Genomic DNA, 24,452 nt, shown 5'->3' with positions numbered 1-24,452 from the left:
GGCCGTCAGCCGGGTTCGAGGCGCTGCGCGTCCCGCTGAGCTAAAGCAACCCCTAACGCCCCCTGGAGTCACACTGGAGTCCCCCTGTAGAACCCCCGAATTACTCGGGAATGGCAAAGCTCACACCGCTGGGACCTGCTGCGATCCCGACGGCGGGCGCTAACCTCCGATCATGACGGTCCCGCCCGAGAGGCTTCCCCTGGCCGCCGAATTCCCGGCGGCAGGCCGCGAGCAGTGGCAAACCCTGGTCGAAGGCGTCCTGCGCAAGTCAGGCGCCACCTTCGCCGACGGCGCATCCGCCGAGGATGCGCTCGCCACGGAGGTGGGGGACGGGCTGCGCGTCCGTCCCCTCTACACCGCCGAGGACACGGCGGTGGAGCCCGGCTATCCGGGCTTCGCGCCGTACACCCGCGGCGGTCGCGCCGAGGGCGCCGCGCCGGGCGGGTGGGACGTGCGGCAACTGCACGGCCACCCGGACCCGCGCCGGGCGAACGAGGCGGTGCTCGCCGACCTGGAGAACGGGGTGTCCTCGGTCTGGCTGACCGTCGGCGCGGCCGGTCTGCCGGTCGCCGAGCTGCCGGCCGTGCTGGACGGGGTCTACCTCGACCTGGCGCCCGTGGTGCTGGACGCCGGGCCGGAGTTCGGGGCGGCTGCCGAGCAGCTGTTCAAGGTGTACGCCGACCGCGAGGTGCCCGCCGCGGCCGCTCAGGGCAACCTGGGCGCCGACCCGTTGGGCCTGTTCGCCCGCACCGGCGAGGAGGCCGGCACCGACCGGCAGCTGGCCGAGGCGGCCGCGCTCGCCGCCCGCTGCGCGGGCGAGTTCCCGGATGTGCGCGCCCTCACGGTGGACGCGCTCGCCTACCACGACGCGGGTGCCTCCGCCGCCGAGGAGCTCGGCTGCGCGCTCGCCACCGGCGTCGCCTACCTGCGCGCGCTCACCGAGGCGGGGCTGAGCGTCGACGCGGCCGTCGGCCAGCTCGACTTCCGCTACGCGGCGACCGCCGACCAGTTCCTCACCATCGCCAAGTTCCGTGCCGCGCGCCGCCTCTGGTCCCGCGTCACCGAGGTGAGCGGCGCCGCTGCCGCCCCGCAGCGCCAACACGCCGTCACCTCCACCGTGATGATGACCGAGCGCGACCCGTGGGTGAACATGCTCCGCACCACGGTGGCCGCGCTGGCCGCCGGGGTCGGCGGCGCCGACGCCGTCACGGTGTTGCCGTTCGACGCCGCGCTCGGCCTGCCCGACGCGTTCTCCCGCCGGATCGCTCGCAACACCCAGGCGGTCCTGCTGGAGGAGTCCAACCTGGCCCGGGTGATCGACCCGGCCGGCGGCTCCTGGTACGTCGAGCAGCTCACCGAGGAGCTGGCCCGGGCCGCCTGGGCCTGGTTCCAGGAGATCGAGCGGGCCGGCGGTCAGCGCCAGGCCCTCGCCGCCGGCCTGGTCGGCGAGCGGATCGCCGCCACCTGGGCGAAGCGCTCCACCGCGCTGGCCCGCCGGCGCGAGCCGATCACCGGCGTCAGCGAGTTCCCGAACCTGGCCGAGCAGCCGGTGGTCCGCGAGGCCGCGCCCGCGCCGCTCGGCGGCGGCCTGCCCCGGGTGCGCCGGGCGGAGGCCTTCGAGGCGCTGCGCAGCCGCTCCGACGCGGTGCTGGCCGGGACCGGTGCCCGCCCCAGGCTCTTCCTGGCCTCGATCGGCCCGGCGGCCGTGCACAGCGGCCGCTCCGCCTTCGCGGCCAACCTGTTCCAGGCCGGCGGCATCGAGACGGTGCCCGCCGCCGTGACCGAACCGCAGGCGCTGGCCGCCGAGTTCGCCGCGAGCGGGGCCGCCGTGGCGTGCATCTGCTCCAGCGACCAGCTGTACGCCGAGCACGCCGAGGCGCTCGCCACTGCGCTCAAGGGCGCCGGCGCCCGCCTGGTCCTGCTGGCCGGCAAGCCCGGCGAGCAGCGCGAGGCCTACCAGCGGGCCGGGGTGGACGAGTTCGTCCACCTGGGCAGCGACGCGGTCGCCGTCCTCGGCACCGTGTTCGACCGGATTGTTGACCAGGACGGAGCGGCGCGATGATCCCCGACTTCACGCAGATCGACCTCGACGCCGCGGACGCGGGCAGCGGGACGGACGCCGCGCAGTGGCGGGCCGCCTTCGAGCAGGCCACCGGCAAGCCGCTCGACGAGCAGCTCTGGGACACCCCCGAGGGCATCGGCGTCAAGCCGCTCTACACCGCGGCCGACCTGGCCGACGTGGACTTCCTGGGCACCTACCCGGGCATCGCGCCCTACCTGCGCGGCCCGTACCCGACGATGTACGTCAACCAGCCCTGGACGGTCCGTCAGTACGCCGGCTTCTCCACCGCCGAGGAGTCCAACGCCTTCTACCGGCGCAACCTGGCGGCGGGTCAGAAGGGCCTGTCGGTCGCCTTCGACCTGCCGACCCACCGCGGCTACGACAGCGACCACCCCCGGGTGACCGGCGACGTCGGCATGGCGGGCGTGGCGATCGACTCGATCTACGACATGCGCCAGCTCTTCGACGGCATCCCGCTGGACAAGATGTCGGTGTCGATGACCATGAACGGCGCGGTGCTGCCGGTCCTGGCGCTCTACATCGTGGCGGCCGAGGAGCAGGGGGTGCCGGCCGAGAAGCTCGCGGGGACCATCCAGAACGACATCCTCAAGGAGTTCATGGTCCGCAACACCTACATCTACCCGCCGCAGCCCTCGATGCGGATCATCTCCGACATCTTCGCGTACACCTCGCAGAAGATGCCGCGCTACAACTCGATCTCCATCTCCGGCTACCACATCCAGGAGGCCGGGGCCACGGCCGACCTGGAGCTGGCCTACACGCTGGCCGACGGCGTCGAGTACCTGCGGGCCGGCATCGCCGCCGGGATGGACGTGGACGCCTTCGCGCCCCGGCTGTCGTTCTTCTGGGCGATCGGCATGAACTTCTTCATGGAGGTCGCCAAGCTGCGCGCGGCCCGGCTGCTCTGGGCCAAGCTGGTCGGGCAGTTCGACCCGAAGAACCCCAAGTCGCTCTCGCTGCGCACCCATTCGCAGACCTCCGGCTGGTCGCTGACCGCCCAGGACGTGTTCAACAACGTCACCCGGACCTGCGTGGAGGCGATGGCCGCGACCCAGGGCCACACCCAGTCGCTGCACACCAACGCGCTGGACGAGGCGCTCGCGCTGCCGACCGACTTCTCCGCCCGGATCGCCCGCAACACCCAGCTGCTGCTCCAGCAGGAGTCCGGCACCACCCGGGTGATCGACCCCTGGGGCGGCAGCGCCTACGTGGAGAAGCTCACCCACGACCTGGCCGAGCGCGCCTGGCAGCACATCCAGGAGGTCGAGGCGGCCGGCGGCATGGCCAAGGCGATCGACGCCGGCATCCCCAAGCTGCGGGTCGAGGAGGCCGCCGCCCGCACCCAGGCCCGGATCGACTCCGGCCGCCAGCCGGTGATCGGCGTCAACAAGTACCAGGTCGCCAGCGACGAGCAGATCGACGTGCTCAAGGTCGACAACTCGGCCGTGCGCACCCAGCAGATCGAGAAGCTGCGCCGGCTGCGCGCCGAGCGCGACGAGGCCGCCTGCCAGGCGGCGCTGGCCGCGCTGACCGCCTCCGCCGAGCGCGGCCCGGTCAACGGCGGCGGCCTGGAGGGCAACCTGCTGGCGCTCGCGGTCGACGCGGCCCGCGCCAAGGCCACCGTCGGCGAGATCTCGGACGCCCTGGAGAAGGTGTACGGGCGCCACTCCGGCCAGATCCGTACCATCACCGGTGTGTACCGAGAAGAAGCCGGAGCCTCCACCGCCGTGCAGCAGACCCGCGACCTGGTCGAGGCGTTCGAGGAGGCGGAGGGCCGCCGCCCGCGCATCCTGGTCGCCAAGATGGGCCAGGACGGCCACGACCGCGGCCAGAAGGTGATCGCCTCGGCCTTCGCCGACCTGGGCTTCACGGTCGACGTCGGCCCGCTCTTCCAGACCCCGGCCGAGGTGGCCCGCCAGGCGGTGGAGGCCGACGTGCACATCGTCGGCGTCTCCTCGCTGGCCGCCGGGCACCTCACCCTGGTGCCCGCGCTGAAGGCCGAACTGGCCGCCGCCGGGCGCGACGACATCACCATCGTGGTCGGCGGCGTGATCCCGCCGCAGGACTTCGACGCCCTGTACGAGGCCGGCGCCGCCGCCGTCTTCCCGCCGGGCACGGTGATCCCCGAGGCGGCCCAGGACCTGCTCCGGTCGCTGGCCGCCGAGCTGGGCCACGAGCTCTGATCCGCCGATGGCCCGGGTGATCGATCTGGACCAGTACGTGCGGGGTGTCCTGGAGGGCTCGCGCGCGTTCATCGCGCGGGCCATCACGCTGGTGGAGTCCAGCCGGCCCGACCACCGCGAGCTCGCCCAGCGGCTGCTGATGGAGCTGCTGCCGCACGCGGGCAACGCGGTGCGGGTCGGCATCACCGGCGTGCCCGGGGTCGGCAAGTCCACCTTCATCGAGGGCCTGGGCACCATGCTGACCGGGCAGGGCCACCGGGTCGCGGTGCTCGCCGTCGACCCGACCTCCAGCCGGACCGGCGGCTCCATCCTGGGCGACAAGACCCGGATGGAGAAGCTGGCCGTCGACCCGAACGCCTTCGTCCGCCCCTCGCCGACCTCGGGCACCCTGGGCGGGGTCGCCCGGGCCACCCGGGAGAGCATGGTGGTCATGGAGGCCGCCGGCTACGACGTGGTGCTGGTGGAGACGGTCGGCGTGGGGCAGTCGGAGACCACCGTGGCGGGCATGGTGGACACCTTCCTGCTGCTCACCCTGGCCCGCACCGGCGACCAGCTCCAGGGCATCAAGAAGGGCGTGCTGGAGCTGGCCGACCTGGTCGCCGTCAACAAGGCGGACGGCCCGCACGAGCTGGACGCGCGCGCCGCGGCCCGCGAACTCGCCGGTGCGCTGCGGCTGTTGCGCAACCCGGAGGCTGCCTGGAACGCGCCGGTGCTGACCTGCAGCGGCCGCGAGGGCACGGACCTGGAGACCGTCTGGGACCGGGTGCGACAGCACCGGAAGATCCTGGACGCCACCGGCCAGCTGGCGGCCAGGCGCCGCGAGCAGCAGGTGGAGTGGACCTGGGCGATGGTGCACGACCAGCTGCTCGCCCAGCTGCACGCCCACCCGACGGTCCGTCAGCTCGTGCCCGGCCTCGAACGGGAGGTCCGGGACGGCGAGTTGACGGCCACCCTGGCGGCGGAGCGGATCCTGTCCGCCTTCCGCGCGCCCGACCAGGCACCCTGACGATCGGTCAGGTACCGCTGGAGCGGACCCCCGCCAGCACGCAGTCGCCGCAGAGTGCCCCGGCGCCGTCGGGGGCGGCGCGGTAGATCAGGCAGCAGCTGCGGCGGCGGAAGCCCCGGGCGGTGAGCGCGCCGGTGCCGCGCAGCGGCGTCCGGTCCAGCAGCAGTGCGGTGAACTGCCGCGCCCGGGGTGCCAGGTGCGGCGCCGACCAGGCGATCGCGGCCGCCGCGCCGTGCACCGCGGAGGCCACGTTGCCCCAGCGGACCCGGGCCGAGAGCGAGTGGGCGCCGGCCAGCTCGACCAGTTCGCGCACCGCGCCGTCGCGCAGTTCGGCGGCCACCCGGTCGGCCAGCTCCGCCGGGCCGCCGACCGGCTCGGGCGCGCGGCCGGGCAGCGAGAGCGGCACGATCCCGCCCGGCTGCTCCGGCTGCCAGTGCAGGTCGCGCAGCCCGTACGGCAGCACGGCGCCGCCCAGCACGGCGAGCCCGAAGGCGGGGGAGAGCAGCCGGGCGGTCAGCCCGAGCTGGGTGACGGAGGCGGCCACCCGGGGCTCGACCGCCTCGACCGGGCGGCCGTTGACCCGCGCCAGGTGCTCCCGGGTCGCGGCCACCCGGGCCGCCAGCACGCCGGGGTCGTCGAGCAGTTGGCCCATCGGGTACCACGGCGCGGCGGGCGGCCCGTCCCCGTGCGTCTCGCAGGCGAAGAACGGGCCGAGCGCGGCCACCTGGGCGAGGGTCGCTACCACCGGTGGGGCCTCCAGACGTCGTCGCGTTCCCAGGCCGACCCTAGGGGGCGGTGCGTGAGCGGTCAAAGCGCTTGGCGGGACCGGAGCCGGAGACCGGCACCCGGCGACCGGGTGCAGGTCAGCGGTCTGGAGAATGTCCGCATGACCACACGCGCCTACCCGCCGCCCGGGCTGCCCGACTGGGGCCGCTGCGGGGTGATGGGCATCCTCAACGTCACGCCCGACTCGTTCTCCGACGGCGGGCACTGGCTCGACGCCGGACTGGCCGTCGAGCGCGGCCTGGCCCTGGTGGCGGAGGGCGCCGACCTGGTCGACGTGGGCGGCGAGTCCACCCGCCCCGGCGCCCGCCGGGTGCCGGAGGCCGAGGAGCTCGACCGGGTGATCCCGGTGATCCGCGAACTCGCCCGCCAGGGCGTGCTGGTGAGCGTGGACACGATGCGCGCGAGCGTCGCCGAGGCGGCCGTGCAGGCCGGCGCCCGGATCGTCAACGACGTCAGCGGCGGCCAGGCCGACCCCGCGATGGCCAAGGCGGTGGCCCGCACCGGCGTGCCGTTCGTGGTGATGCACTGGCGGGGCCAGTCCACCGAGATGGACCGGCTCACCGAGTACGGCGACGGCGACCTGGTGGCCGAGGTGCTCGGCGAGGTGGAGCGGCAGCTGGACGCGGCGGTCGCGGCCGGCGTCGACCCGGCGCAGATCATCGTCGACCCCGGGCTCGGCTTCGCCAAGACCAGGGAGCACGACTGGGCGCTGCTCGCCGAGTTGGACGCCTGGTCGGTGCTCGGCCGCCCGCTGCTGGTCGGCCCGTCCCGCAAGCGCTTCCTGGGCGAGCTGCTCGCCGACCCGGCCACCGGCGAGCCCCGTCCGGCCCGCGCGCGCGACGACGCCACGGCGGCGAGCGCCGTGCTGGCCGCCGCCCAGGGCGCGTGGGCCGTGCGGGTGCACGAGGTGCGGGCCAGCGCGGACGCCGTCCGGGTGGAGGCCGAGCTGCGCGCCCGGCGGCTGGCCGCCGGGCAGTTGCGTTCGGGGCGGTCGGGGGAGCGCGGGTGAGGCCGGTGCTGGCGCGCGGGGCCCGCCAGGAGGACGGGGCCTGCCGGCACCTGCTGCTCTGGCGGGCCGGGCCGGGCTGGCGGATGGTCAGCAGCGCCGTGCTCGGCGGCGGCCTCGGCGAGCGCGGCTGGGTGCTGAACGCCCAGGTGCGGCCCGGCTACGCCCGGATGGACCCGGAGCGCCACCTCGCCGAGCTGGCCGCCGCGCACGGGCTGACCGGGCCGGGCGTCGGGCTGATGACGGCGGCTCAGGTCGACGACTGCACCTGGGCTGACGACCAGGGCGTGACCGCCGCGGTGACCACCGGCATCGGCGCGCCGACCTGGGCGGCGGACCCGGCGGCCGTCGCGGCGCCCCAGTACGTGCCCGGCACCATCAACATCCTCGCCGTGGTCCCCGCGCCGGTCGCCGACGCCGGGCTGGTCAACCTGCTCGCCACGGCCACCGAGGCGAAGGTCCAGGCCCTGCTGGACGCGGGCTTCGACTGCTCGGGCACCCCGTCCGACGCGGTCTGCGTGGCCGTCCGCACTCCGCACCCGGGCGAGCCGGCCGACGAGTTCGGCGGCCCGCGCTCGCGCTGGGGCGCCCGGCTGGCCCGCGCCGTGCACGCCGCGGTGCTGGCCGGCGCGCTGCGGGACGCGGAGCGCCGGGCCGGCGGCCCGACCCCCGACCACCCGGCGGCCGTGCCGGGCTGCCGCCGGGCCGACCTGCTGGCCGGCAGTTGAACTCGCCGGGGATACTGGCCCGATGGGATTCCTCCTCTTCCTGACGCTGCCGGGCCTGGTGCTGCTGCTCACCGCGCTCGCCCTGGTCGACCAGGTGCTGCTGCGGGCCGGCCGGGCCGGCCTGCTGCCCTGGCGGACCGGCGCGCGGCAGGGGCAGATCTCCGCGACCGGCTTCGAGCAGCTGCACGCCACCTTCGCGGCCGGCAAGCAGCACGAGCTCAAGGAGCGCCAGTCGGCGCTGCTGCTGCGCGACGAGGACGAGGCCGGCGCCCCGCCGAACCGCACCGGCGTGGACCTGGCGCGCGGTTCGGCGGTGATCCGGCTGCCGAAGGCGTCCTGAGCACGGCTCAGGTGCGGTTCGCCGGCCGTCCGCCTCAGCGGGCGTACTTCGCGACGGCCGCCGGCGTCACCGGGGTGAAGAAGTTGACCAGGTTCCCGTCCGGGTCGCGCAGCAGCAGGGAGCGGTTGCCCCAGGGCATCGTGGTCGGCCCGGCGACGAACTCGTCGACCACGTCGGCCAGGTCCCGGGCCAGCTGGTCCACGTCGGCGACCAGGAACTCGGTGATCACGCTGTGGTTCTCCGCCGGCCGGGCGGAGCCGGGGGCGAACAGCGGGACGGTGCGGGTGCCGGCGATGGCGAGGGTCGCGCCGGGGACGCGCAGTTCGGCGAAGTCCTCGGTGGCCCACACCGCCGGCACACCGGTGGCGCGCTCGTAGAACGCGACGAGGCGGGCGACGTCGGCGGTGATGACGCGGATGGAGACGAAGTCCACGGGGAGCTCCTTCGGGAGTGACGGAATCGGTCGCTCCGCACGCTAGGCGGGATACCGGACAGGATCGGCCCGGTATTCACCGTCTAGGCTCTGGGGCATGGCTCGACCCACCGGCCGCGTGCTGACCCTGCTCGAACTGCTGCAGTCCGGCGGCACCCGGACGGTGGCCGAACTCGCCGACCGCCTCGGCGTCGACGAGCGCACCGTGCGGCGCTACGTGGCGCAGCTGGTCGAGCTCGACCTGCCCGTGGAGTCGGTGCGCGGCCGCTACGGCGGCTACCGGCTGGCCCCCGGCTACCGCCTGCCCCCGCTGATGCTCACCGACGACGAGGCGCTGGCCGTGCTGCTCGGCCTGGTCGCCGGGCGCCGGACCGGGCTGACGGCAGCCGCGCGCACCGCCGCCGAGACCGCCTCGGCCAAGGTCCGCCGGGTGCTGCCCGCGCACCTGGTGCACCGGCTCGACGGCCTGCTGGAGTCGGTCGCCTTCACCGACCGGCCCGGCGAGCCCGCGCCGCCGGACACCGGCGTGCTGCTCACCCTGGCCGACGCGGTGCGCCACGGCCGGCCGGTCCGGCTGCACTACACCGACCGGGACGGCCGGCCCAGCGAACGCACCCTGCACCCGCACGGCCTGGTCGCCCACGCCGACCGCTGGTACGTCACGGGCGCCGACCCCGCCGCCGGCCAGGACCGCACCTTCCGCCTCGACCGGATCGCCGACGCCCGTACCCTGCCCGGCTCCTTCGACCCGCCGCCCGCCGCCGACCCGGCCCGGCGGCTGCTGGCGGGCTTCGCCACCGCCGGCTACCGGCACGAGGTGGTGCTGCGGATCCACGCGACGGTCGAGCAGGTCCGCGCCCGGCTGCCCGAGGCCGTCGCCGTGCTGGCGCCGCAGGAGCGGGCGGAGCCGGCGGCGGAGCGCTGGCGGCGGGTCGAGCTGCGGGTGGAGCGGCTCGACTGGCTGCCGCCGCTGCTCGCCGCCCTCGACCGGCCCTTCGCCGTCGAACGCCCGGACGAGCTGCGCGAGCTGGTGGCCGCACTCGCCGACCGGCTGGCCGGTTGGGCCCGCGCCACACCGCCGTGAGACGCTGCCCGGCGAACCAGGTCCGCGCGGCGCGCCACCAACGGCACGCCGGCGCGGCAGATCAGGGACAGGGAAGGGCACCGCTGTGAGCACCGTGGACCACCACGCCGCCGTCGCCGCCGAGACGGCGCGGTTCGTCGAGACCGTCAAGGGGGCCGACCTGGCCACCCCCGTGCCGACCTGCCCGGACTGGGCGCTGAGCGACCTGATCCGGCACGCCGGCTCCGTGCAGCGCTGGTTCTCGGTGCTGCTGCGCCAGCGGCTCCAGGAGCGGCCGACCAGCCGGGACGTCGAGCTGAAGCTGCCCGCCGACCCGCAGGGCCTGCCCGACTGGCTGACCGACAGCGCTGCCGAGGCCGCCGCCGCCTTCGGCAGCATCGAGCCCGACGCGCCGATGTGGGCCTGGGGCGCGGACCAGCACGCCCGGTTCTGGGCCCGCCGGATGCTCTTCGAGACCCTGGTCCACCGCGCGGACGCCGAACTCGCCCTCTGCATCAGCCCGGTGATCGACCGTCAGCTCGCGGCGGACGGCGTGGACGAGTTCCTGGTGAACCTCCCGTTCGCCGTCTTCTTCGCCCCCGGCACCGCCGAACTGCGGGCCGACGACCGGGTCATCCGGTTCAGCTGCACCGACGGGGACGGCGACTGGGCCGTCCGGCTGCGCCCCGACGGGTTCGGCCTGGAGCCGGCGGCCACCGCCCCCGACGCCGCCCCGGCCGACGCCACCGTCCAGGCCCCGGCGGCCGACCTGCTGCTGCTCCTCTACGGGCGCCTGGACCGGACCGCCGCCACCGTGCGGACCTCGGGCGACCAGGGCCTGCTCGACCTCTGGTTCGCGCACTCGGCGTTCTGACCGGCGCGGCTGCCCCGACGCTCGGCCCCGGCGTCCGCCTCAGTCCAGTGCCCGGCCGTGCCGGAACCGGGCGGTGAGCTCGTCCGGGGCGAGGATCGGCGCCGGGTAGTCGGGCGCCAGCAGCCAGGGCCGGTGCACGGCCGGCCCCGGCAGGTGCGCGAGCTCCGGCACCCAGCGCCGCACATAGGCGCCGTCCGGGTCGTAACGGTCGGCCTGGCGCAGCGGGTTGAGGATCCGGTTGGGGCGGGTGTCGGTGCCGGTGCCCGCCACCCACTGCCAGTTGAGCTGGTTGTTCGCCAGGTCGCCGTCGACCAGCAGGGACAGGAAGTGGGCGGCGCCGATCCGCCAGTCCAGGTACAGCGACTTGGCGAGGAAACCGGCCGTCACCAGCCGGGCGCGGTTGTGCATCCAGCCCTCGTGGGCGAGTTGGCGCATGCCGGCGTCGACGATCGGGTACCCGGTGCGGCCCTGCCGCCACGCCTCGGCCTCGGCCTCGTCCTGGTGCCAGCGGTCCTCCCGGGCCCGGTAGTCGTGGCGCGCGGCGTCGGGGCGGGCGGCCAGCACCTGGTGGTGGAAGTCGCGCCAGGCGAGCTGGCGGACGAAGGCCTGCGCGCCCGCGCCCTCGCGCTGCCGGGCGCGGGTGGCGAGTTCGGTGGGGGAGAGGCAGCCGAAGTGCAGGTAGGGGGAGAACCGGGAGGTCGCGTCGGCGGCCAGGTCGTCGTGCACCTCCTCGTACGGGTCGACGCTCCAGCGGCGCCAGCGGGCCCGCGCCGCCGTCTCGCCACCGGGCGGCAGCGCCGGCGAGAGCGGGCCGCCGACCACCAGGTTCTCGCTGCCGACGCCGGCCGGGGTGCGCAGCGTGCGCGGCGGGCCCAGCACAGTGCGCCAGGGCGCCTGCTGCCAGGCCCGGTGGTAGGGGGTGAAGACGGCGTAGTGGTTGCGGCCGGCCGGGGTGACCCGCCCCGGCGGGACCACCGTCAGCGAGGCGTCGTGCACCAGGAGCCGGTCGCCGAAGCGCTCGCGCAGCCGGGCCTCGCGCCGGTGGGCGAAGGCGCTCACCCCGGCGGCCAGGTGCACCGCGCCGGCGCCGGTCTCGGCCGCCACCCGGGCCACCACCTCGGCCGTCGCACCGTGGCGCACGATCAGGCGGGAGCCGGTGCGGCGCAGCGAGGAGTCCAGGTCGGCGAGGCAGTCGGCCAGGAACGCCATTCTGTTGGGCGCGGCGAAGCCGGCGGCTTCGATGCCGGGGTCGAGCACGAACAGCGGTACGACCTGGTCGGCGGTGGTGGCGGCGGCGTGCAGGACCGGGTTGTCGTGCAGGCGCAGGTCCTGGGTGAACAGGGCGATCGAGGTGGTCACGGGCGGGGCCTCGCGGGTGTGCTGGTCGGGATGGTCGGGATGGTTGGGTCGGGATGGTCGGGTCGGGATGGTCGGGTCGGGCGGTCGGGGTGTTCGGAGCGGGGTGGCCGTGCGGATTGCGCCAGGGCGGAGTGACGGTCCGTCAGTCGCTGACGGCCCGTTCGATCAGGTCGAGCGCGCTCGTCAGGCTGCGCGGCCCGGCGGTGCCCGGCGGGCGGGTGGACCGGTCCCACCCGGGCCCGCCGGCCACCACCAGGGCGCCGCCCCGCGAGCCGCGCGGGCCCCAGACGGTGTGGGCCACCTGCCGCAGCACGCCCGGGTCCGCGGTCCGCGGGAGCTGCGACCAGAGCATCACGGCGCTGGGGCCGACCCGGTGCACGGCGTCCAGCAGCGCCCGGGGCGGGACGGCCGCGCCCAGCATCCGGAACGGCAGTCCCCGGTCGGTCAGGCCCGCCGCCATGGCCTCCAGGGCCAGGGCGTGCTGCTCGTCGGGCATCGCGGCGAGCAGCACCGGCGGCATCGGGCGCACCGCCACGGGTCGCACCGCCGCCGCGCGCAGCACGGTCGACACGTGCCAGGAGAGCAGGTGCTCCACCTCGACGAACCGCTCGCCCGAGGAGGACCACTTGCGTCCGGTGGCGCGCAGCGCGGGCACCATCACCTCCGTCCAGGCGTCGACGACCCCGAGCCCGTCGACGGTCTCCCGCAGGATCCGGCCCACCTGCGGTCCGTCCAGCCGCACGGCGGCCCGGGCCAGGCCCCGGCACTCGGGGCGGACGGTGCCCACGGGCAGCACGCCGCTGCCGCCCGGGCCGCGCGGGGCGGGGGGTGCGGCCGCCGTGGGCTCCCTGACTGCCTGGGCGGTTTGCTCCGGTAGGACGCTCCGGGCGTGCCGCTGCTCGGCGAGCACGGCGCGGGCGGCCTCGGCCGGCGGCACCCCACGGGCCGTCAGCCGGCACATCGCCTCCAGCAGCGCGATGTCCTCGGGCCGCCAGCGGCGGTGGTGGCCGGGCTGACGCTCCGACGGGCCGATGCCGTAACGGCGCTCCCAGGAACGGACGGTGGTCGCCGACACCCCCAGGTGACGGGCCACCGCCCCCGTCGGCATGCCGGGCTCGCTCGGACCCTCCGGCGCGTCGGTCCCCTCCGGCGGTCCCTGGGCGGGGCCGGTGAGCTGCCGCGCCGTGGTGCGGACGGTGGCGGCCATGGTCCATACCTCCTGATCGGCCGGGCCCGCGCGGGCCCGGCGCTGTCATGATCCTCGTTCCCGCGCCGCCGCGCGGGTCACCACTCCTCGAACGCGTCCCGGAGTCGCCGCAGCCCCTCCCGCATCCGGGTCTTGACCGTGCCCAGCGGGATGCCGAGCAGCCGGGCGATCTCGCTCTGCGAGTACCCGCCGTAGTACGCCAGCACCAGGGACTCGCGCTGGGCACCGGTCAGCCGGGCGAGCGCGGTCCGCACGCCCTGCCGGTCGAGCAGCGACTCGGCCGGCGAGCTGACCGAGTCGCGCGCCGCCCCGTCCCGCAGGGCGACCCGCGCCTCCCGCTCGACGGCCGCCCGCACCGACCTGACCCGGTCCACCGCCCGGTGGTGGGCGATGGTGAGGGCCCAGGTCATCACGGTGCCCCGCTCGGGCCGGTAGGCCGCGGCCGTGCGCCACACCTCCAGCAGCACCTCCTGCGCCACCTCCTCGGCGTGCGCCGGGCTGCGCAGGGTGCGCAGCGCCGCCCCGTAGACCGGGCGGGCCAGCGCGTCGTACAGCAGCTCGAAGGCGGCGCGGTCGCCCAGGACCACCGATCTGACCAGGGGCCCGAGTTCGTCCGCCGTCGCCGGGGCCGACCCGGCGCGGGAGCGTCCGGTGGGCCGTGGGTAGGTCGCTGGTGCGGTACGCGCAGTCACACCGTCAAGGTGCAGCGCTTGCGCACCGCCTTCCCACTCGCACCACTTGTGCAGCGATTGGCCGGACGGGTGGCGGGCAGGTGGCGGGCGGCCGGTCAGGGCACCGCAGCGCCCGACTCGTCCACCGAACTGAGCGGCGCCGCCAGCGACTCCAGGCTCCGCCGCTCCGCCCGCACCCCGATCGCCGCCTCCACCAGCCCCGCCAGCGTCATCAGCGCCGCGCCGATGCAGAACGCCAGCGTGGTGTCCGGGACCCGGCCGCTGCTCACCAGCCCATTGAACAGCAGCGGCCCGGTGATCCCGCCGATCGCCGTGCCCACCGCGTAGAAGAAGGCGATGCACAGCGCCCTGGTCTCCAGCGGGAAGATCTCACTCACCGTCAGGTAGGCCGCGCTCGCCCCGGCCGAGGCCAGGAAGAGCACCGCCGTCCAACACGCCGTCATGGTGACGGCCGACAGCTCCCCGCGCTGGAACAGCCAGGCGGTGCCGAAGAGCAGCACCCCGGAGCCGATGTACGTGCTGCTGATCATCACCTTGCGGCCGACCGAGTCGAACAGGTGCCCCAGCAGCACCGGGCCGAGGAAGTTGCCGACCGCGATCACCGCGAAGTAGTAGCCGGTGTCCCCGTTCGGCACGGCGAAGAACGTGGTCAGGATCACCGCGAAGCCGAAGGTCACCGAGTTGTAGAGGAACGCCTGCCCGATGAACAGCGCCAGGCCCAGCACGGTGCGGCGCGGGTAGCGCGTGACCACGGTGCGCGCCACCGCCGCGAACCCGAGCGCGCCGCGCGGACGGATGCTGATCGTGCCGTGCGCCTCGGGCAGCGGCTCGCCGGTCTGCTCCGCGACCGTCCGCTCCGCCTCGGCCACCACCCGCTCCGCCTCGCCCGTCCGCCCGTGCAGGGCCAGCCAGCGCGGGCTCTCCGGCACGTGCCGGCGCACCAGCAGGATCACCAGCCCCAGCACCACACCGATCCCGAACGCCAGCCGCCAGCCCAGGTCCTCCGCGAAGAAGGCGGTGTTCAGCAGCGCGATCGAGGCGAACGCGCCGACCGCCGCGCCGACCCAGAAGCTGCCGTTGACCACCAGGTCGATCCGCCCCCGGATCCGCGCCGGGATCAGCTCGTCGATCGCCGAGTTGATCGCCGCGTACTCCCCGCCGATGCCGAAACCGGTGAAGAACCGGCAGAGGAAGAAGAACCACGCCGTCCAGGAGAACGCGGTCACCGCCGTGGCCGCCAAGTAGACGGCCAAGGTCACCATGAACAGCTTCTTGCGGCCCAGCCGGTCGGTCAGCCACCCGAAGAACAGCGCCCCCACACACGCGCCGGCCACGTAGACCGCCGCCGCCACCGTGGTGACCTGCTCGGTGCTGATCGCGATCCCGCTGCCCTGCTGCGCCATCCGCCCGGCCACATTGCCGACGATGGTCACCTCCAGGCCGTCCAGGATCCAGACGGTGCCCAGCCCGACCAGGATCCGCCAGTGCCACCGCGACCACGGCAACCGGTCCAGCCGGGCGGGGATGTCGGTGCGGATGATGTCCTGCGTACTCGTTGCGCTCTGTTGCTGACTCACCGTCACATCGTGCCCGAAGAATGCTGAGACATGCGCGGACCAGGCCGGATTTGTGGCGTCGCGCCCGCGTTCGCACTCGCGGAGGATCCGCTGATCACAGCGGTTCGGAAGCGTGCTCATCGAGGTTCGGCACGGGACCGGTCTCGAACGAGCCGTCACCCGTCGCGGAGGAACTCCGCGAGTGCGCCCACGTCCTGGAAGTCGCGGGCCTGGTCCGGCGTGAGGGGTTCGGGCTGGGGGTTCGGGTTGATCGCCATGAACCTCGTCCGGGTGGCCCGGGCCGCGGCCAGATCGGCGGGCGCGTCTCCGAAGAAGACCCGGGCGGCCGTTGGATGACGCCGCGCCACGTCGAGCAGTGCCTGCTCCTTGGACCAGGGGTGGCCGTAGAAGTCGGTGAAGGCGGCGTCGAGGCCGTGGCGGGTCAGGTTGTCGACGATCTCCGCGCGCGGAGCGCTGCTGGCCACGAAACGAACCGCCGGCACCGCCTTCAGGAACCCGGCCACACCGGGCAGCGGCTGGCACGAGGGCAGGCGGTCGGCCAGCAGGTCCGCGTACCGCCCGGCAACAGCCGCCAGTTCGCCCTCCGGGGCGCCGAGCATCGCCAGGACGTGCCGGAACTTGGCGTCCCGGGGGACGCCGCGATGGGCCGCGTTGTACTCGTGGACCGCTGCCAGCGACCGGTGGTTCCCGGCGCACAGCGGTGCGAACGCGTCTCGGAACGCCGCCAGTTTGACGGTTTCGGTGTCGAGCAGCGTGCCGTCCATGTCGAAGATCAGCACCAACTGGCGGCCATCGGCCGCAGCACTGGACATCATGTGTTCATCCCCCCAACTGAGGGACGATCATCCCAGGTAGGGGTAGCGGCCGCTGAGGTAGTCGCCGATCTGCTGGCGCATGCTCGGGTGGATGTCGTACGCGGCCAGGTCAGCCGGCAGCACCCAGCGGACGTCGTCGGCCTCGTCGTTGACGGTGGGTGTGCCGCCGAGGGGGCGGCCGAGGTAGACGGCCTCGAACTGTTGGCGGGCTTCGCCGTTGCTGCTGTAGACGACGATGTGGGCCGGGTTGGAGTAGACCCCGAGGAAGCCGGTGATCTCCGCCTTGATGCCGGTCTCCTCGGCGCACTCGCGCACCGCGCAGTCGGCGGCGGACTCGCCGATGTCCTGCTTGCCGCCGGGCAGCGCCCACTGGCCGGTGTCCCGTCGGCGTTGCAGCAGGATCGCGCCGTCCTGGTCCTGGACGAGCAGGTTGCTCGCCGGGACCAGGGAGTTGGCCGCCGGTGCGGCCGGATCGCCGTAGTACTCGGTTCTGCCGCCCATGGGAGCGGGCCTCCTGGGGATGGTCGGTGCCCGGCCGGGCGGGCGCCCGGACCGGGGTGGAGCGCGAAGGATGAAAACGGTGGTCAACGGTGTTCGCGTCGGTGAGGTAGTAACGATCGAAAGGGTATGAGATGACCACCACGCGCAAGGCCGTCCTCGCCGGCGGATGCTTCTGGGGCATGGAGGATCTGTTCCGGCGCCAGGACGGCGTCCTGGACACCCGGGTGGGGTACACCGGCGGCAGCGTGCCCAACGCCACCTACCGCAACCACGCGGGCCACGCGGAGGCGTTGGAGGTCAGCTACGACCCGGAGCGGATCAGCTACCGCACGCTGCTGGAGTTCTTCTTCCAGATCCACGACCCGAGCACCCGCGACCGTCAGGGCAACGACATCGGCAGCAGCTACCGCTCGGCGATCTTCTACACCGATGAGGAGCAGCGCCGGGTCGCCGTGGACACCATCGCCGACGTGGACGCGAGCGGGCTGTGGCCCGGCAAGGCGGTCACCGAGGTCGAGCCGCTCGGCGACTTCTGGGAGGCCGAGCCGGAGCACCAGGACTACCTCCAGCGCTACCCCGACGGGTACACCTGCCACTTCCCGCGCCCGAACTGGAAGCTGCCGGCCCGCGAGTCGGCCTGAGCCGCGCCCGCCGGGTGATCGGGGGTAGGTGGCCGGTCACCCGCCGCCGTTGCGCTGCGCCCGGGCCATCGCCCGGGCCGTCCCGGCCAGCTCTTCCGCCTGCGCCGCCGAGAGCCGCCGGGCTGCCCAGAGCAGCCCGGCGGCGTACTCGGCGGCCGGGTACGGCGGCTCGGGCTCCGCGGTGAGTTCGACGCCCGTCAGGGCGGCGAGCTCGCGGGCGTCGAACCCGAGCACGGCGGCGAAGTCGGTGATCCGACGGGGCGTCAGCTCCTCGGTTCCGCGGCCGATGACCCCGTAGGTCGCCGCCGACAGGTAGGTCGGCGTGGTGAAGGCCAGGACCTTCGCCATCCCCGTCAGGTGCAGGTTGCGGTACCGCAGCATCCGGATGACCGCGCCGCCGGGGCCGCCCGAGACCGGCGCGAGCGGTCCGAGCTCGAACTCGGCGGGCCGCCGCTGCTGCGGCACCGCCCGGACGAGGCCGAGCAGTTCGAGCCGCTGCGCCTCGGGGCACCGCACGGCGTCGACCACCAGGTGCTCCACGGAGCGCCGCGCCCCGGGGTCGAGCGGTGCCAGGTCTTGCGGGGCCGCCACGCCCGCGAGCGCGAACAGGTCGACGGCGTGCAGCCCCAGCGCTCCCGCCAGTGCCCGCAGCGCCGCATCGCCCGGCTCCGCCCCGTCCAGCACCGCCCGCAGCTGGCCCGCGCCCAGCCCGGCCCGCTCGGCCAACTGCGGGACGGCGAGCCCCCGGTGCTCCAAGAACCGGGCCAACCCCGCCCCGAACCTGAGTACGTCCGCCATTCCCGCCCCCTGCGCTCCGTCGCCGTCTGGGCTCCCACGATCGCAGGTTCGGGCCGGTCCGGCGGTCAGTCGGCGGACTTGACGGTCTTCATGGTCAGGTGCGACTCGACCCGCAGGATGCCGGGCAGCCCGGTGAGCCGGTTGGTGAGGAAGGCGCTGTAGGCAGCGTGGTCGGCGACGACGACGCGCAGGAAGTAGTCGGGGCGGCCGAACATCCGGCGCAGTTCGATCACCTCCTCGTAGGAGGTGAGGGTCTCCTCCAGGGTCTCGATGGTCTTGAGGTCGTTGGCGGAGACCTCGATGTCGACCATCACCTCCAGGCCGTGGCCGAGCGCCTCGGGGTTGATGACGGCGCGGTAGCCGCTGATCACCCCGGTGTCCTCCAGGCGCTTGAGCCGGCGCAGGCACGGGGGCGGCGTGAGGCCGACCCGCTTGGCGAGTTCGACGTTGGTCAGCCGGCCGTCCTGGCGCAGGTGGAACAAAATGTCGCGGTCGATCGCATCGAGGCTCACTTCATTGCTCACAGCCCCATCGTACGGGAATCTTCGGCAACCATATGAGGCGGACAATTGTCTAAAGTTGCGACATGCCCGCCGTTTCGGTCGCCCTGAGCGACACCCTTCCTGCTGCCCCGAACCCCTCGGTCCGGCCGCCGTCCCAGGCCCTGCCGGCCCTGAAGGACTCGGCCTCCGTGGGCTTGGGCCTGGTGCCGCTCGGCCTGGCCCTCGGCGTGCTGATCACCCACGCCGGACTGCCGTGGTGGAGCGCGAGCCTGTCCACGGCGGTGGTCTACGCCGGCTCGTTCGAGTTCCTGCTGGTCGGCCTGCTGCTCGCGGCCGCACCGCTGGCCACCGTCGCGCTGACCGCGTTCCTGGTCAACCTGCGGCACGTCTTCTACGCGCTCTCCTTCCCGCTGGAGCGGGTCCGCGGGCGGCTCGGCAAGGCGTACAGCACCTTCGCGCTGAACGACGAGTCGTACGCCCTGGCGACGGGTGCCCGGGCCCGGGACTGGCCGGGCGAGCGGCTGCTCTGGCTGCAGGTGTTCATGCAGGTGTACTGGGTCGGCGGGGCCACGGCCGGCGCGCTGCTCGGCGCGGTGGTGCCGGACAGCGTCACCGGGCTGGGCTTCGCGCTCACCGCCCTGTTCACCGTGCTGGCGCTGGACGCCGTGCGGGAGCGCCGGGGCGACCTGCCGACCCCGCTGATCGCGCTGCTCTGCGCGCTGACGGCCCGGCTGGTCTGCCCCGGGGAGCTGCTGCCCGTCGCGTTCGGCCTGTTCGCGGCCGCCCTGATGATCCGTTACCTCACCACCGACCGGAGGGCGCACCGCGATGCCTGACACCCGCTACCTGATCCTGGCCGTCGCCGTCTCGGCCGCCGTCACCTGGGCGCTGCGCGCCCTGCCGTTCACCGTCCTGGCACCGCTGCGGGCCAGCCCGGTGGTCCGGTACCTGGGGGCCCGGATGCCGGCCGGGGTGATGGTGATCCTGTGCGTCTACTGCCTGCGCGACCTCTCGCTCGCCGACCACCGGGCGGTGGCCCCGCTGGCGGCGCTGGCCGTCACCGTCGGCCTCCACCTGTGGCGCCGCAACGCACTGCTGAGCATCCTGGGCGGCACGGCGGCCAGCGTGCTGCTGGCGAGCACGGTCTTCCCGGGCTGACCCAGCTGACCGGGCCGGGCCGACCAAGGGCCCCTTGTCCGATCCTCACCCGAGGCTGGAGCATGATGGGGGCATGAGCGTAGTCAAGATCAAAGACTGTGTCACGCGACTCACATAGACGCCACGTCTAGCCGTACGATCACGGCACATGACGTCAGCTCCGGACCTGCGACCCACTGCATCGCTCATCTCCGAACCTCGCGGCCAGGCAGTCAAGTCCGGCCGGCGCCTGATGCTGGCCTGCGCGCTCGCGTGGGCTGCATACGTGGCCTACTTGATCTGGAGCGCCGCTTCCGCCAGTTGCGACCAGGACCCCGAGAACCGCGCCTGCGGGATGGTTCTGAGCTTGGTCCTCATAGCTGCTTTGCCCGCTGCAGCCTGCGCTCTGCTGTGGCTCGTGTCGGCCCTGATGCTCCGGGCCGGCGCCCGGTCGGCTCATGCGGTCGCCGTCGCGGGGTCCCTGCTCACGTTGGTGCCGTCGGGGTTGCTGGCGCTCATGATCTTCCTGTTCTCCGATTCCGTCCTGCTCCCGATGAGCGAGATCGCAGTCATCCAGGGACTCGGTCTGGCTGGAACCTGTGTCGTTCTCAGAGGTGCATTCCGACGGAGCGCGTGAGGTGCGGCAGGATGGGGGCATGTCTGTTGTGAAGATCAACGTACTCACGGTCCCCGCCGAGCAGCGGGAGACCCTGGAGAAGCGGTTCGCCGCCCGCGCGCACGCGGTGGAGAACTCCGACGGCTTCGAGTGGTTCGAGCTGCTCCGTCCCGTCGAGGGCACGGACACCTACCTGGTGTACACCCGCTGGCGCGACGAGGCGTCGTTCCAGGCGTGGCTGGAGGGCCCGATGAAGGCGGCCCACCAGGGCGGCGGCCAGGGTGGCGAGCAGCCCAAGCCCGCCGCCTCCGGCTCGACGCTCTGGTCCTTCGAGGTGATCCAGCAGGCCGGCGCCAAGGACGCCTGAGCCTGTGTGAACCGTTCGGCCTGACCGGGACCGGCGTGTGACCGCCCGTCCCGGTCAGGCGCCCGCCCCGGCCAGGCCCAGCCACTGGGCCAGCGCCGCGAGTTCGGCGTCGACGGCGGCCCGCAGCGCCGAGCCGAAGGGCTCGTCCTCGTGCACGGCGTGCACCCGCAGCAGCCCCGCGCGGTGGTCCGCGGTGGCGTCGACCTTGCCGACCAGGCGGTCGGCGTGCAGCACGGGCAGCGCGAAGTAGCCCCAGCGGCGGTTCGCCCGGGGGACGTACATCTCCAGCTTGTACTCGAACTCGAACAGCTCGGCCATCCGCTTGCGGTCATGGATCAGCCGGTCGAAGGGGGAGAGCAGCGCGGTCCGTCCGGCGAACGGGCGCTCAGCCAGCTGGTCCAGCTGCTCCGGGTCGGCCCGCCAGACGCCCCGGGTGCCCGCGACCCGGACCGGTCGGCCGGCCTCGCCGACGGCGGGGCCGCGGGCGATGCCGAGCGAGCGCAACGTCCGCTCCTGGCGCAGGCGGTGGGCCTCGGCCGCGTCCCGCTGATGGGCCGTCAGCTCGGCCGGGCTCGCCGGGCGGACCGGGACGGCCGGGTACACCCGCTCCGCCAGGTCCCAGCGCCGCTGCTTCCCGACGCGCCCGGAGACGGCTATCTCGCCGCGGGCGGCGAGGAATTCGAGCAGCTGGGTGACGTTGCGGTTGTTCGTCCAGCCGGTGGACGGCCAGGGGACGGCGCTGCGGTCCTCGATCTCGCGCGAGGGCAGCGGGCCGCGCTCGCGCAGCAGGTCTAGCACGTAGCGGCGGAAGCCGTCGTTGGCGTGCAGCCACTCGGCGTACTTGCCGCGCCGGTCGGCGCCGGGCGCGGCCCAGGCGGCCATCTCCGGCAGGAGGAGCGGGAGATCGGCCATCGGGCGCACCATCGCCCGGTACTCGAACAGCGTGCGGTCCCGCTCCAGTGCTTGCGGCAGCTGCTCGGTCCGGTAGGCGGCTCCGAGCCGGCTCCACGCGACGAGGTCGGCGTTGGGGGCGACGGCGGCGGTGGGGTCGAGCTGCAGCAGCGTCAACTGTCGGACCACGGGGAGCAGTTCGTCGGCCGGCTGGTCGGCGTCCAGCAACTGGGCGCGGACGGCCAGGCGGCGGGCCGTGGTCCGGTCGATCTCGGGGGTGCTCATCGGGCGACCCTAGCTAGGGCCACCGACACCGCCCCTGACACCGGGGCGCCACGGGTGCATGCAGATATGCATCTCCATCCCGCTCGACTGAAGACGAACACTTGTTACACACGGATACCGGAATTAACGCTTCCATAAAATTCCCACCAGCCCGTTCGTGAATTTTCCACCGCCTCCGGGCCGCCCGGTGCGAGTATGCCGACCGTACGTTCGGGTATCCGGTGACCTGAGAAATTTCGGCAAATCCGATGCTCAGACAGTGTGACCGGTCACCCCGCTATCGGCCCCCGCGCTTTGCGGGTGATCTTGATCGTTCTTCGGGTGTCCGTCGGCCCGTCTCGGCATCCGAGATCGCCCCCGGTAGGACTTGCCCCCGGTAGCTGACGTATCGTTATGTTGATCCCGCATAGCAGAGTTGGTCCGCGAGCCACCTGAGGGGGAAGTGGCGTGAACACGAACGGCTCCGCTGCGAGTCTCGGCACGAGTGCCGATGACCGGATCCAGAACGAGCGGGCGACCATCGACGCCCTTGACGACCAGATCATCGAAAGCATCAAGCGCAGAGCACTGATTTCCCGGAAGATCCAGCAGGTGCGCGCGGAAGAGGGCGGGCCGCGGCTCGTCCTTTCACGGGAAATGTCCGTCCTGGAGCATTACCGCACCGGGCTCGGACCGGTCGGCACCGATGTTGCGGCGCGGATCCTGGACCTGTGCCGCGGCGCCCTGCACGCGGCCTTCGAGGTGCCCGCACAGCCGGCGCCCGCGGCCGAGGGCGAACGGCGCGGGACGTGACCGTGCCCAGCGTCGCCGCCCGTGCCCGCACCGAGCAGGGGCCGGGGGCGCCGGAGCTGCGCGGTGCGGGGCTCCGGCTCGGCGACATCTCCTTCCTCAACTGCGTCCCGTTCCGCTGGGGGCTCGCCGCCGGCGGCGCCGCCGCGCGGTTCAGCACGCTGTCGGCGCCGCCGGAGCGGCTCGCCGAGGAGCTCCTCGCGGGCCGACTGGACGTCAGTCCGGTCAGCCTCGCCCGGTACCTGCGGCACACCGACGAGCTGGAGCTGCTGCCCGGTGTGGCGATCGGCAGTGACGGCCCCGTGCACTCCTGCCACGTGGTCTCGCACGGTCCGGTCGAGCTGCTCGACGGGCGCGTCGTGGCCCTGTCCGAGACCAGCCGGACCACGACGCTGCTGGCCAGGATGCTGCTGGAGGACGCGGTGGGCGTGCGGCCGGTCTACCGCGCCGAGCGCCAGGACGTGGACGCCATGCTCCGCACGGCGGACGCGGCGGTGGTGATAGGCGACGACGCGCTGCGGCTGCACGCCGAGGCCCGGCCCGGGCTCACCATCACCGACGCCGGCGCCCTGTGGCGCGACTGGACCGGCCTGCCCATGGTGTTCGCGGTCTGGGCGGTGCGCCGCGACTACGCGCAGGCGCACCCCGACCGGGTGCGCGAGCTGGGCGAGGCGCTGACGGACGCGGTCGGCCTGGCCCGCGCGCACCCGGCCGAGGTCGCGGCCGCCGCGGCCCGCGAGTCGGCCCAGGGCCCCGGGCCGGCCGTCGAGGAGCGGGTGCTGCGGGACTACTACCGGGTCCTCGACTACTCGCTGGGCGACCGGCAACTGACGGCGGTTCGGGAGTTCGCGCGCCGCGCCGCGGCCCGCGGCGAACTGTGAGTGACGATCCACGGAGGGTGAGATGATCCGCCACATCGTGCTGTTCAAGTTCAAGGACGGAATCTCCTGGGAGGACCCGCGGGCCCAGGAGGCGGAACGCATCGCGGTCAAGGTGGGCGGCGAGGTTCCGGAACTCCGCGAATGGCGGGTCGGCCGCAACATATCCACCCGCCCGGTGGCCTACGACTTCGCCGCGGTCGGCCTGATGGACGACGAGGACGCGTTGGAGCGCTATCTCGTCGACGAGTTCCACCAGAAAGCCATCCGGCTCTGGCGGGAGATCAGTGATTGGGTCATCGCCGACGTCGTGGAGTGAATCGGGGAAACCCTGGGGGAATCCGGGTGGACCCGCGGGGGAATTCGGCTTCCGGCGCCGACCCGAAATGCCGGACTGCTGATCCGAAATATCGGACAGTGATTCAGGAACAAGGAAAAGAAACAAGTGAGCCAGAACTACGACAAGTGCGCCATCGTCATCGACCGCGACCTCGCCACCGGCCTGGCGATGAATACCGTCGCGGCCCTCTCCCTCTCCGTCGGGCGGTTCGTCGACGGCATCATCGGGGACGAGGTCAAGGACGGTGACGGCCGTTCCCACACGGGAATCACGGCCATTCCGCTGCCCATCCTCAAGGGCACCGCGGAGGACCTCAGGGACCTGGTGCTGCGGGCCGCCGCACTGCCCGAGGTCTTCGTCGTGGACTTCACGGCGGTGGCCCAGTCCTCGCGGACCTACGACGAGTACACCCAGCGCACCGCCGAGCTGCCCACGGAGGAGCTCCCGTACATCGGGGTGGCCGTCTGCGGGACGAAGGCCGCCGTCAACAAGCTCACCGGGAGCCTGCCGCTCTACCGCTGACCCGGTCGCCGCAGGCGACCCACGCACCGACA

28 protein-coding genes are annotated in these 24,452 nt (G+C 73.8%); 17 read left to right on the top strand and 11 right to left on the bottom strand.

What is annotated here, in order from left to right:
- The first annotated feature begins 172 nt into the window (after positions 1–172).
- Genes FHX73_RS32095 through meaB form a run of 3 tightly spaced genes read left to right on the top strand, consistent with a single transcriptional unit; the run spans position 173 to position 5,272 of the window.
- The gene (locus FHX73_RS32095; protein WP_145909454.1) at positions 173–2,062 is read left to right on the top strand and encodes a methylmalonyl-CoA mutase subunit beta; all 1,890 of its coding nucleotides are present in this window, start codon (positions 173–175) and stop codon (positions 2,060–2,062) included.
- The gene (scpA, locus tag FHX73_RS32090; protein ID WP_145909453.1) at positions 2,059–4,266 is read left to right on the top strand and encodes a methylmalonyl-CoA mutase; all 2,208 of its coding nucleotides are present in this window, start codon (positions 2,059–2,061) and stop codon (positions 4,264–4,266) included. The genes FHX73_RS32095 and scpA overlap by 4 nt, the downstream gene beginning before the upstream one ends.
- Before the next feature lie 7 nt (positions 4,267–4,273).
- The gene (gene meaB, locus FHX73_RS32085; RefSeq protein ID WP_145909452.1) at positions 4,274–5,272 is read left to right on the top strand and encodes a methylmalonyl Co-A mutase-associated GTPase MeaB; all 999 of its coding nucleotides are present in this window, start codon (positions 4,274–4,276) and stop codon (positions 5,270–5,272) included.
- A 7-nt stretch (positions 5,273–5,279) separates the two neighbouring features.
- On the opposite strand, the gene FHX73_RS32080 is transcribed toward meaB, so the two are convergent.
- The gene (locus FHX73_RS32080; RefSeq protein WP_246214014.1) at positions 5,280–6,017 is read right to left on the bottom strand and encodes a (2Fe-2S)-binding protein; all 738 of its coding nucleotides are present in this window, start codon (positions 6,015–6,017) and stop codon (positions 5,280–5,282) included.
- Between the two features lie 141 nt (positions 6,018–6,158).
- Between FHX73_RS32080 and folP the strand changes: the two genes are divergently transcribed.
- From folP to FHX73_RS32065, 3 genes are read left to right on the top strand one after another with little or no spacing between them, the layout of a single operon-like run.
- Entirely contained in the window at positions 6,159–7,067 is a 909-nt protein-coding gene (gene folP / locus FHX73_RS32075; protein ID WP_246214013.1) for a dihydropteroate synthase, read from the top strand.
- A complete protein-coding gene (locus FHX73_RS32070; protein ID WP_246214012.1) occupies positions 7,064–7,792 on the top strand; it encodes an adenosylcobinamide amidohydrolase in 729 nt (242 codons plus the stop codon). Before folP ends, FHX73_RS32070 begins: the two co-directional genes overlap by 4 nt.
- Before the next feature lie 22 nt (positions 7,793–7,814).
- A complete protein-coding gene (locus FHX73_RS32065; protein WP_145909451.1) occupies positions 7,815–8,132 on the top strand; it encodes a DUF6191 domain-containing protein in 318 nt (105 codons plus the stop codon).
- Between the two features lie 34 nt (positions 8,133–8,166).
- Here the strand turns inward: FHX73_RS32065 and FHX73_RS32060 are convergent, their stop codons facing one another.
- Positions 8,167–8,565: a VOC family protein gene (locus FHX73_RS32060; protein ID WP_145909450.1), complete on the bottom strand. Its 399-nt coding sequence runs from the start codon at positions 8,563–8,565 to the stop codon at positions 8,167–8,169.
- A 97-nt stretch (positions 8,566–8,662) separates the two neighbouring features.
- On the opposite strand from FHX73_RS32060, the gene FHX73_RS32055 reads away from it, so the two are divergent.
- Positions 8,663–9,649, top strand: a complete 987-nt coding sequence (locus FHX73_RS32055) for a helix-turn-helix transcriptional regulator (RefSeq protein ID WP_145909449.1) — start codon at positions 8,663–8,665, stop codon at positions 9,647–9,649.
- A gap of 85 nt (positions 9,650–9,734) precedes the next feature.
- Positions 9,735–10,502 carry a maleylpyruvate isomerase family mycothiol-dependent enzyme gene (locus tag FHX73_RS32050; protein ID WP_145909448.1) on the top strand — a complete coding sequence of 256 codons (768 nt, stop codon included), beginning with the start codon at positions 9,735–9,737 and terminating at the stop codon, positions 10,500–10,502.
- Between the two features lie 39 nt (positions 10,503–10,541).
- On the opposite strand, the gene FHX73_RS32045 is transcribed toward FHX73_RS32050, so the two are convergent.
- The 6 genes from FHX73_RS32045 to FHX73_RS32020 all read right to left on the bottom strand — a co-directional run bounded on the left by FHX73_RS32045 (position 10,542) and on the right by FHX73_RS32020 (position 16,653).
- Positions 10,542–11,861: a cryptochrome/photolyase family protein gene (locus FHX73_RS32045; protein ID WP_145909447.1), complete on the bottom strand. Its 1,320-nt coding sequence runs from the start codon at positions 11,859–11,861 to the stop codon at positions 10,542–10,544.
- A 142-nt stretch (positions 11,862–12,003) separates the two neighbouring features.
- Entirely contained in the window at positions 12,004–13,068 is a 1,065-nt protein-coding gene (locus tag FHX73_RS32040; RefSeq protein ID WP_145909446.1) for a MerR family transcriptional regulator, read from the bottom strand.
- 77 nt (positions 13,069–13,145) lie between these two features.
- Positions 13,146–13,655, bottom strand: coding sequence for a sigma-70 family RNA polymerase sigma factor (locus FHX73_RS32035; protein WP_246214011.1), 510 nt, complete (start codon positions 13,653–13,655; stop codon positions 13,146–13,148).
- Between the two features lie 200 nt (positions 13,656–13,855).
- The gene (locus FHX73_RS32030) at positions 13,856–15,337 is read right to left on the bottom strand and encodes an MFS transporter (RefSeq protein ID WP_246214010.1); all 1,482 of its coding nucleotides are present in this window, start codon (positions 15,335–15,337) and stop codon (positions 13,856–13,858) included.
- A 155-nt stretch (positions 15,338–15,492) separates the two neighbouring features.
- Positions 15,493–16,152, bottom strand: a complete 660-nt coding sequence (locus FHX73_RS32025; protein ID WP_145909443.1) for an HAD hydrolase-like protein — start codon at positions 16,150–16,152, stop codon at positions 15,493–15,495.
- Positions 16,153–16,179: 27 nt separating this feature from the next.
- On the bottom strand, positions 16,180–16,653 hold the full coding sequence (locus FHX73_RS32020) for an NUDIX hydrolase (protein WP_145909442.1): 474 nt from the start codon (positions 16,651–16,653) through the stop codon (positions 16,180–16,182).
- 131 nt (positions 16,654–16,784) lie between these two features.
- Between FHX73_RS32020 and msrA the strand changes: the two genes are divergently transcribed.
- Positions 16,785–17,294 (top strand): peptide-methionine (S)-S-oxide reductase MsrA, encoded by a 510-nt coding sequence (msrA, locus tag FHX73_RS32015; protein WP_145909441.1) that lies wholly within the window; start codon positions 16,785–16,787, stop codon positions 17,292–17,294.
- 36 nt (positions 17,295–17,330) lie between these two features.
- Here the strand turns inward: msrA and FHX73_RS32010 are convergent, their stop codons facing one another.
- Together FHX73_RS32010 and FHX73_RS32005 are read right to left on the bottom strand one after the other, a co-directional pair.
- On the bottom strand, positions 17,331–18,092 hold the full coding sequence (locus tag FHX73_RS32010) for a hypothetical protein (RefSeq protein WP_145909440.1): 762 nt from the start codon (positions 18,090–18,092) through the stop codon (positions 17,331–17,333).
- 65 nt (positions 18,093–18,157) lie between these two features.
- Positions 18,158–18,616, bottom strand: coding sequence for an Lrp/AsnC family transcriptional regulator (locus tag FHX73_RS32005; RefSeq protein ID WP_145909439.1), 459 nt, complete (start codon positions 18,614–18,616; stop codon positions 18,158–18,160).
- Positions 18,617–18,783: 167 nt separating this feature from the next.
- Between FHX73_RS32005 and FHX73_RS32000 the strand changes: the two genes are divergently transcribed.
- The 4 genes from FHX73_RS32000 (at position 18,784) to FHX73_RS31985 (ending at position 20,715) form a co-directional block, all read left to right on the top strand.
- Positions 18,784–19,431 carry an AzlC family ABC transporter permease gene (locus FHX73_RS32000; RefSeq protein WP_246214047.1) on the top strand — a complete coding sequence of 216 codons (648 nt, stop codon included), beginning with the start codon at positions 18,784–18,786 and terminating at the stop codon, positions 19,429–19,431.
- A complete protein-coding gene (locus tag FHX73_RS31995) occupies positions 19,424–19,753 on the top strand; it encodes a branched-chain amino acid transporter permease (RefSeq protein ID WP_145909437.1) in 330 nt (109 codons plus the stop codon). Before FHX73_RS32000 ends, FHX73_RS31995 begins: the two co-directional genes overlap by 8 nt.
- A gap of 148 nt (positions 19,754–19,901) precedes the next feature.
- Positions 19,902–20,369: a hypothetical protein gene (locus FHX73_RS31990; RefSeq protein ID WP_145909436.1), complete on the top strand. Its 468-nt coding sequence runs from the start codon at positions 19,902–19,904 to the stop codon at positions 20,367–20,369.
- Positions 20,370–20,388: 19 nt separating this feature from the next.
- Entirely contained in the window at positions 20,389–20,715 is a 327-nt protein-coding gene (locus FHX73_RS31985) for an antibiotic biosynthesis monooxygenase family protein (RefSeq protein WP_145909435.1), read from the top strand.
- Positions 20,716–20,769: 54 nt separating this feature from the next.
- Here the strand turns inward: FHX73_RS31985 and FHX73_RS31980 are convergent, their stop codons facing one another.
- Positions 20,770–21,891 (bottom strand): DNA glycosylase AlkZ-like family protein, encoded by a 1,122-nt coding sequence (locus FHX73_RS31980; RefSeq protein ID WP_145909434.1) that lies wholly within the window; start codon positions 21,889–21,891, stop codon positions 20,770–20,772.
- A gap of 447 nt (positions 21,892–22,338) precedes the next feature.
- Between FHX73_RS31980 and FHX73_RS31975 the strand changes: the two genes are divergently transcribed.
- The 4 genes from FHX73_RS31975 (at position 22,339) to FHX73_RS31960 (ending at position 24,420) form a co-directional block, all read left to right on the top strand.
- Positions 22,339–22,683, top strand: coding sequence for a chorismate mutase (locus FHX73_RS31975; RefSeq protein WP_145909433.1), 345 nt, complete (start codon positions 22,339–22,341; stop codon positions 22,681–22,683).
- Positions 22,680–23,561 carry a menaquinone biosynthesis protein gene (locus FHX73_RS31970; RefSeq protein WP_246214009.1) on the top strand — a complete coding sequence of 294 codons (882 nt, stop codon included), beginning with the start codon at positions 22,680–22,682 and terminating at the stop codon, positions 23,559–23,561. The genes FHX73_RS31975 and FHX73_RS31970 overlap by 4 nt, the downstream gene beginning before the upstream one ends.
- 22 nt (positions 23,562–23,583) lie before the next feature.
- Positions 23,584–23,877, top strand: coding sequence for a Dabb family protein (locus FHX73_RS31965; RefSeq protein WP_145909432.1), 294 nt, complete (start codon positions 23,584–23,586; stop codon positions 23,875–23,877).
- Positions 23,878–24,003: 126 nt separating this feature from the next.
- A complete protein-coding gene (locus FHX73_RS31960; protein ID WP_145909431.1) occupies positions 24,004–24,420 on the top strand; it encodes a DUF2000 domain-containing protein in 417 nt (138 codons plus the stop codon).
- The last annotated feature ends 32 nt before the right edge of the window (positions 24,421–24,452 follow it).

The sequence above is a fragment of the Kitasatospora viridis genome (assembly GCF_007829815.1).
Classification (GTDB): Bacteria; Actinomycetota; Actinomycetes; order Streptomycetales; family Streptomycetaceae; genus Kitasatospora; species Kitasatospora viridis.
The sequence above is the reverse complement of the archived record's forward strand: the minus strand, read 5'-3'. Positions and strand labels throughout refer to the sequence as shown.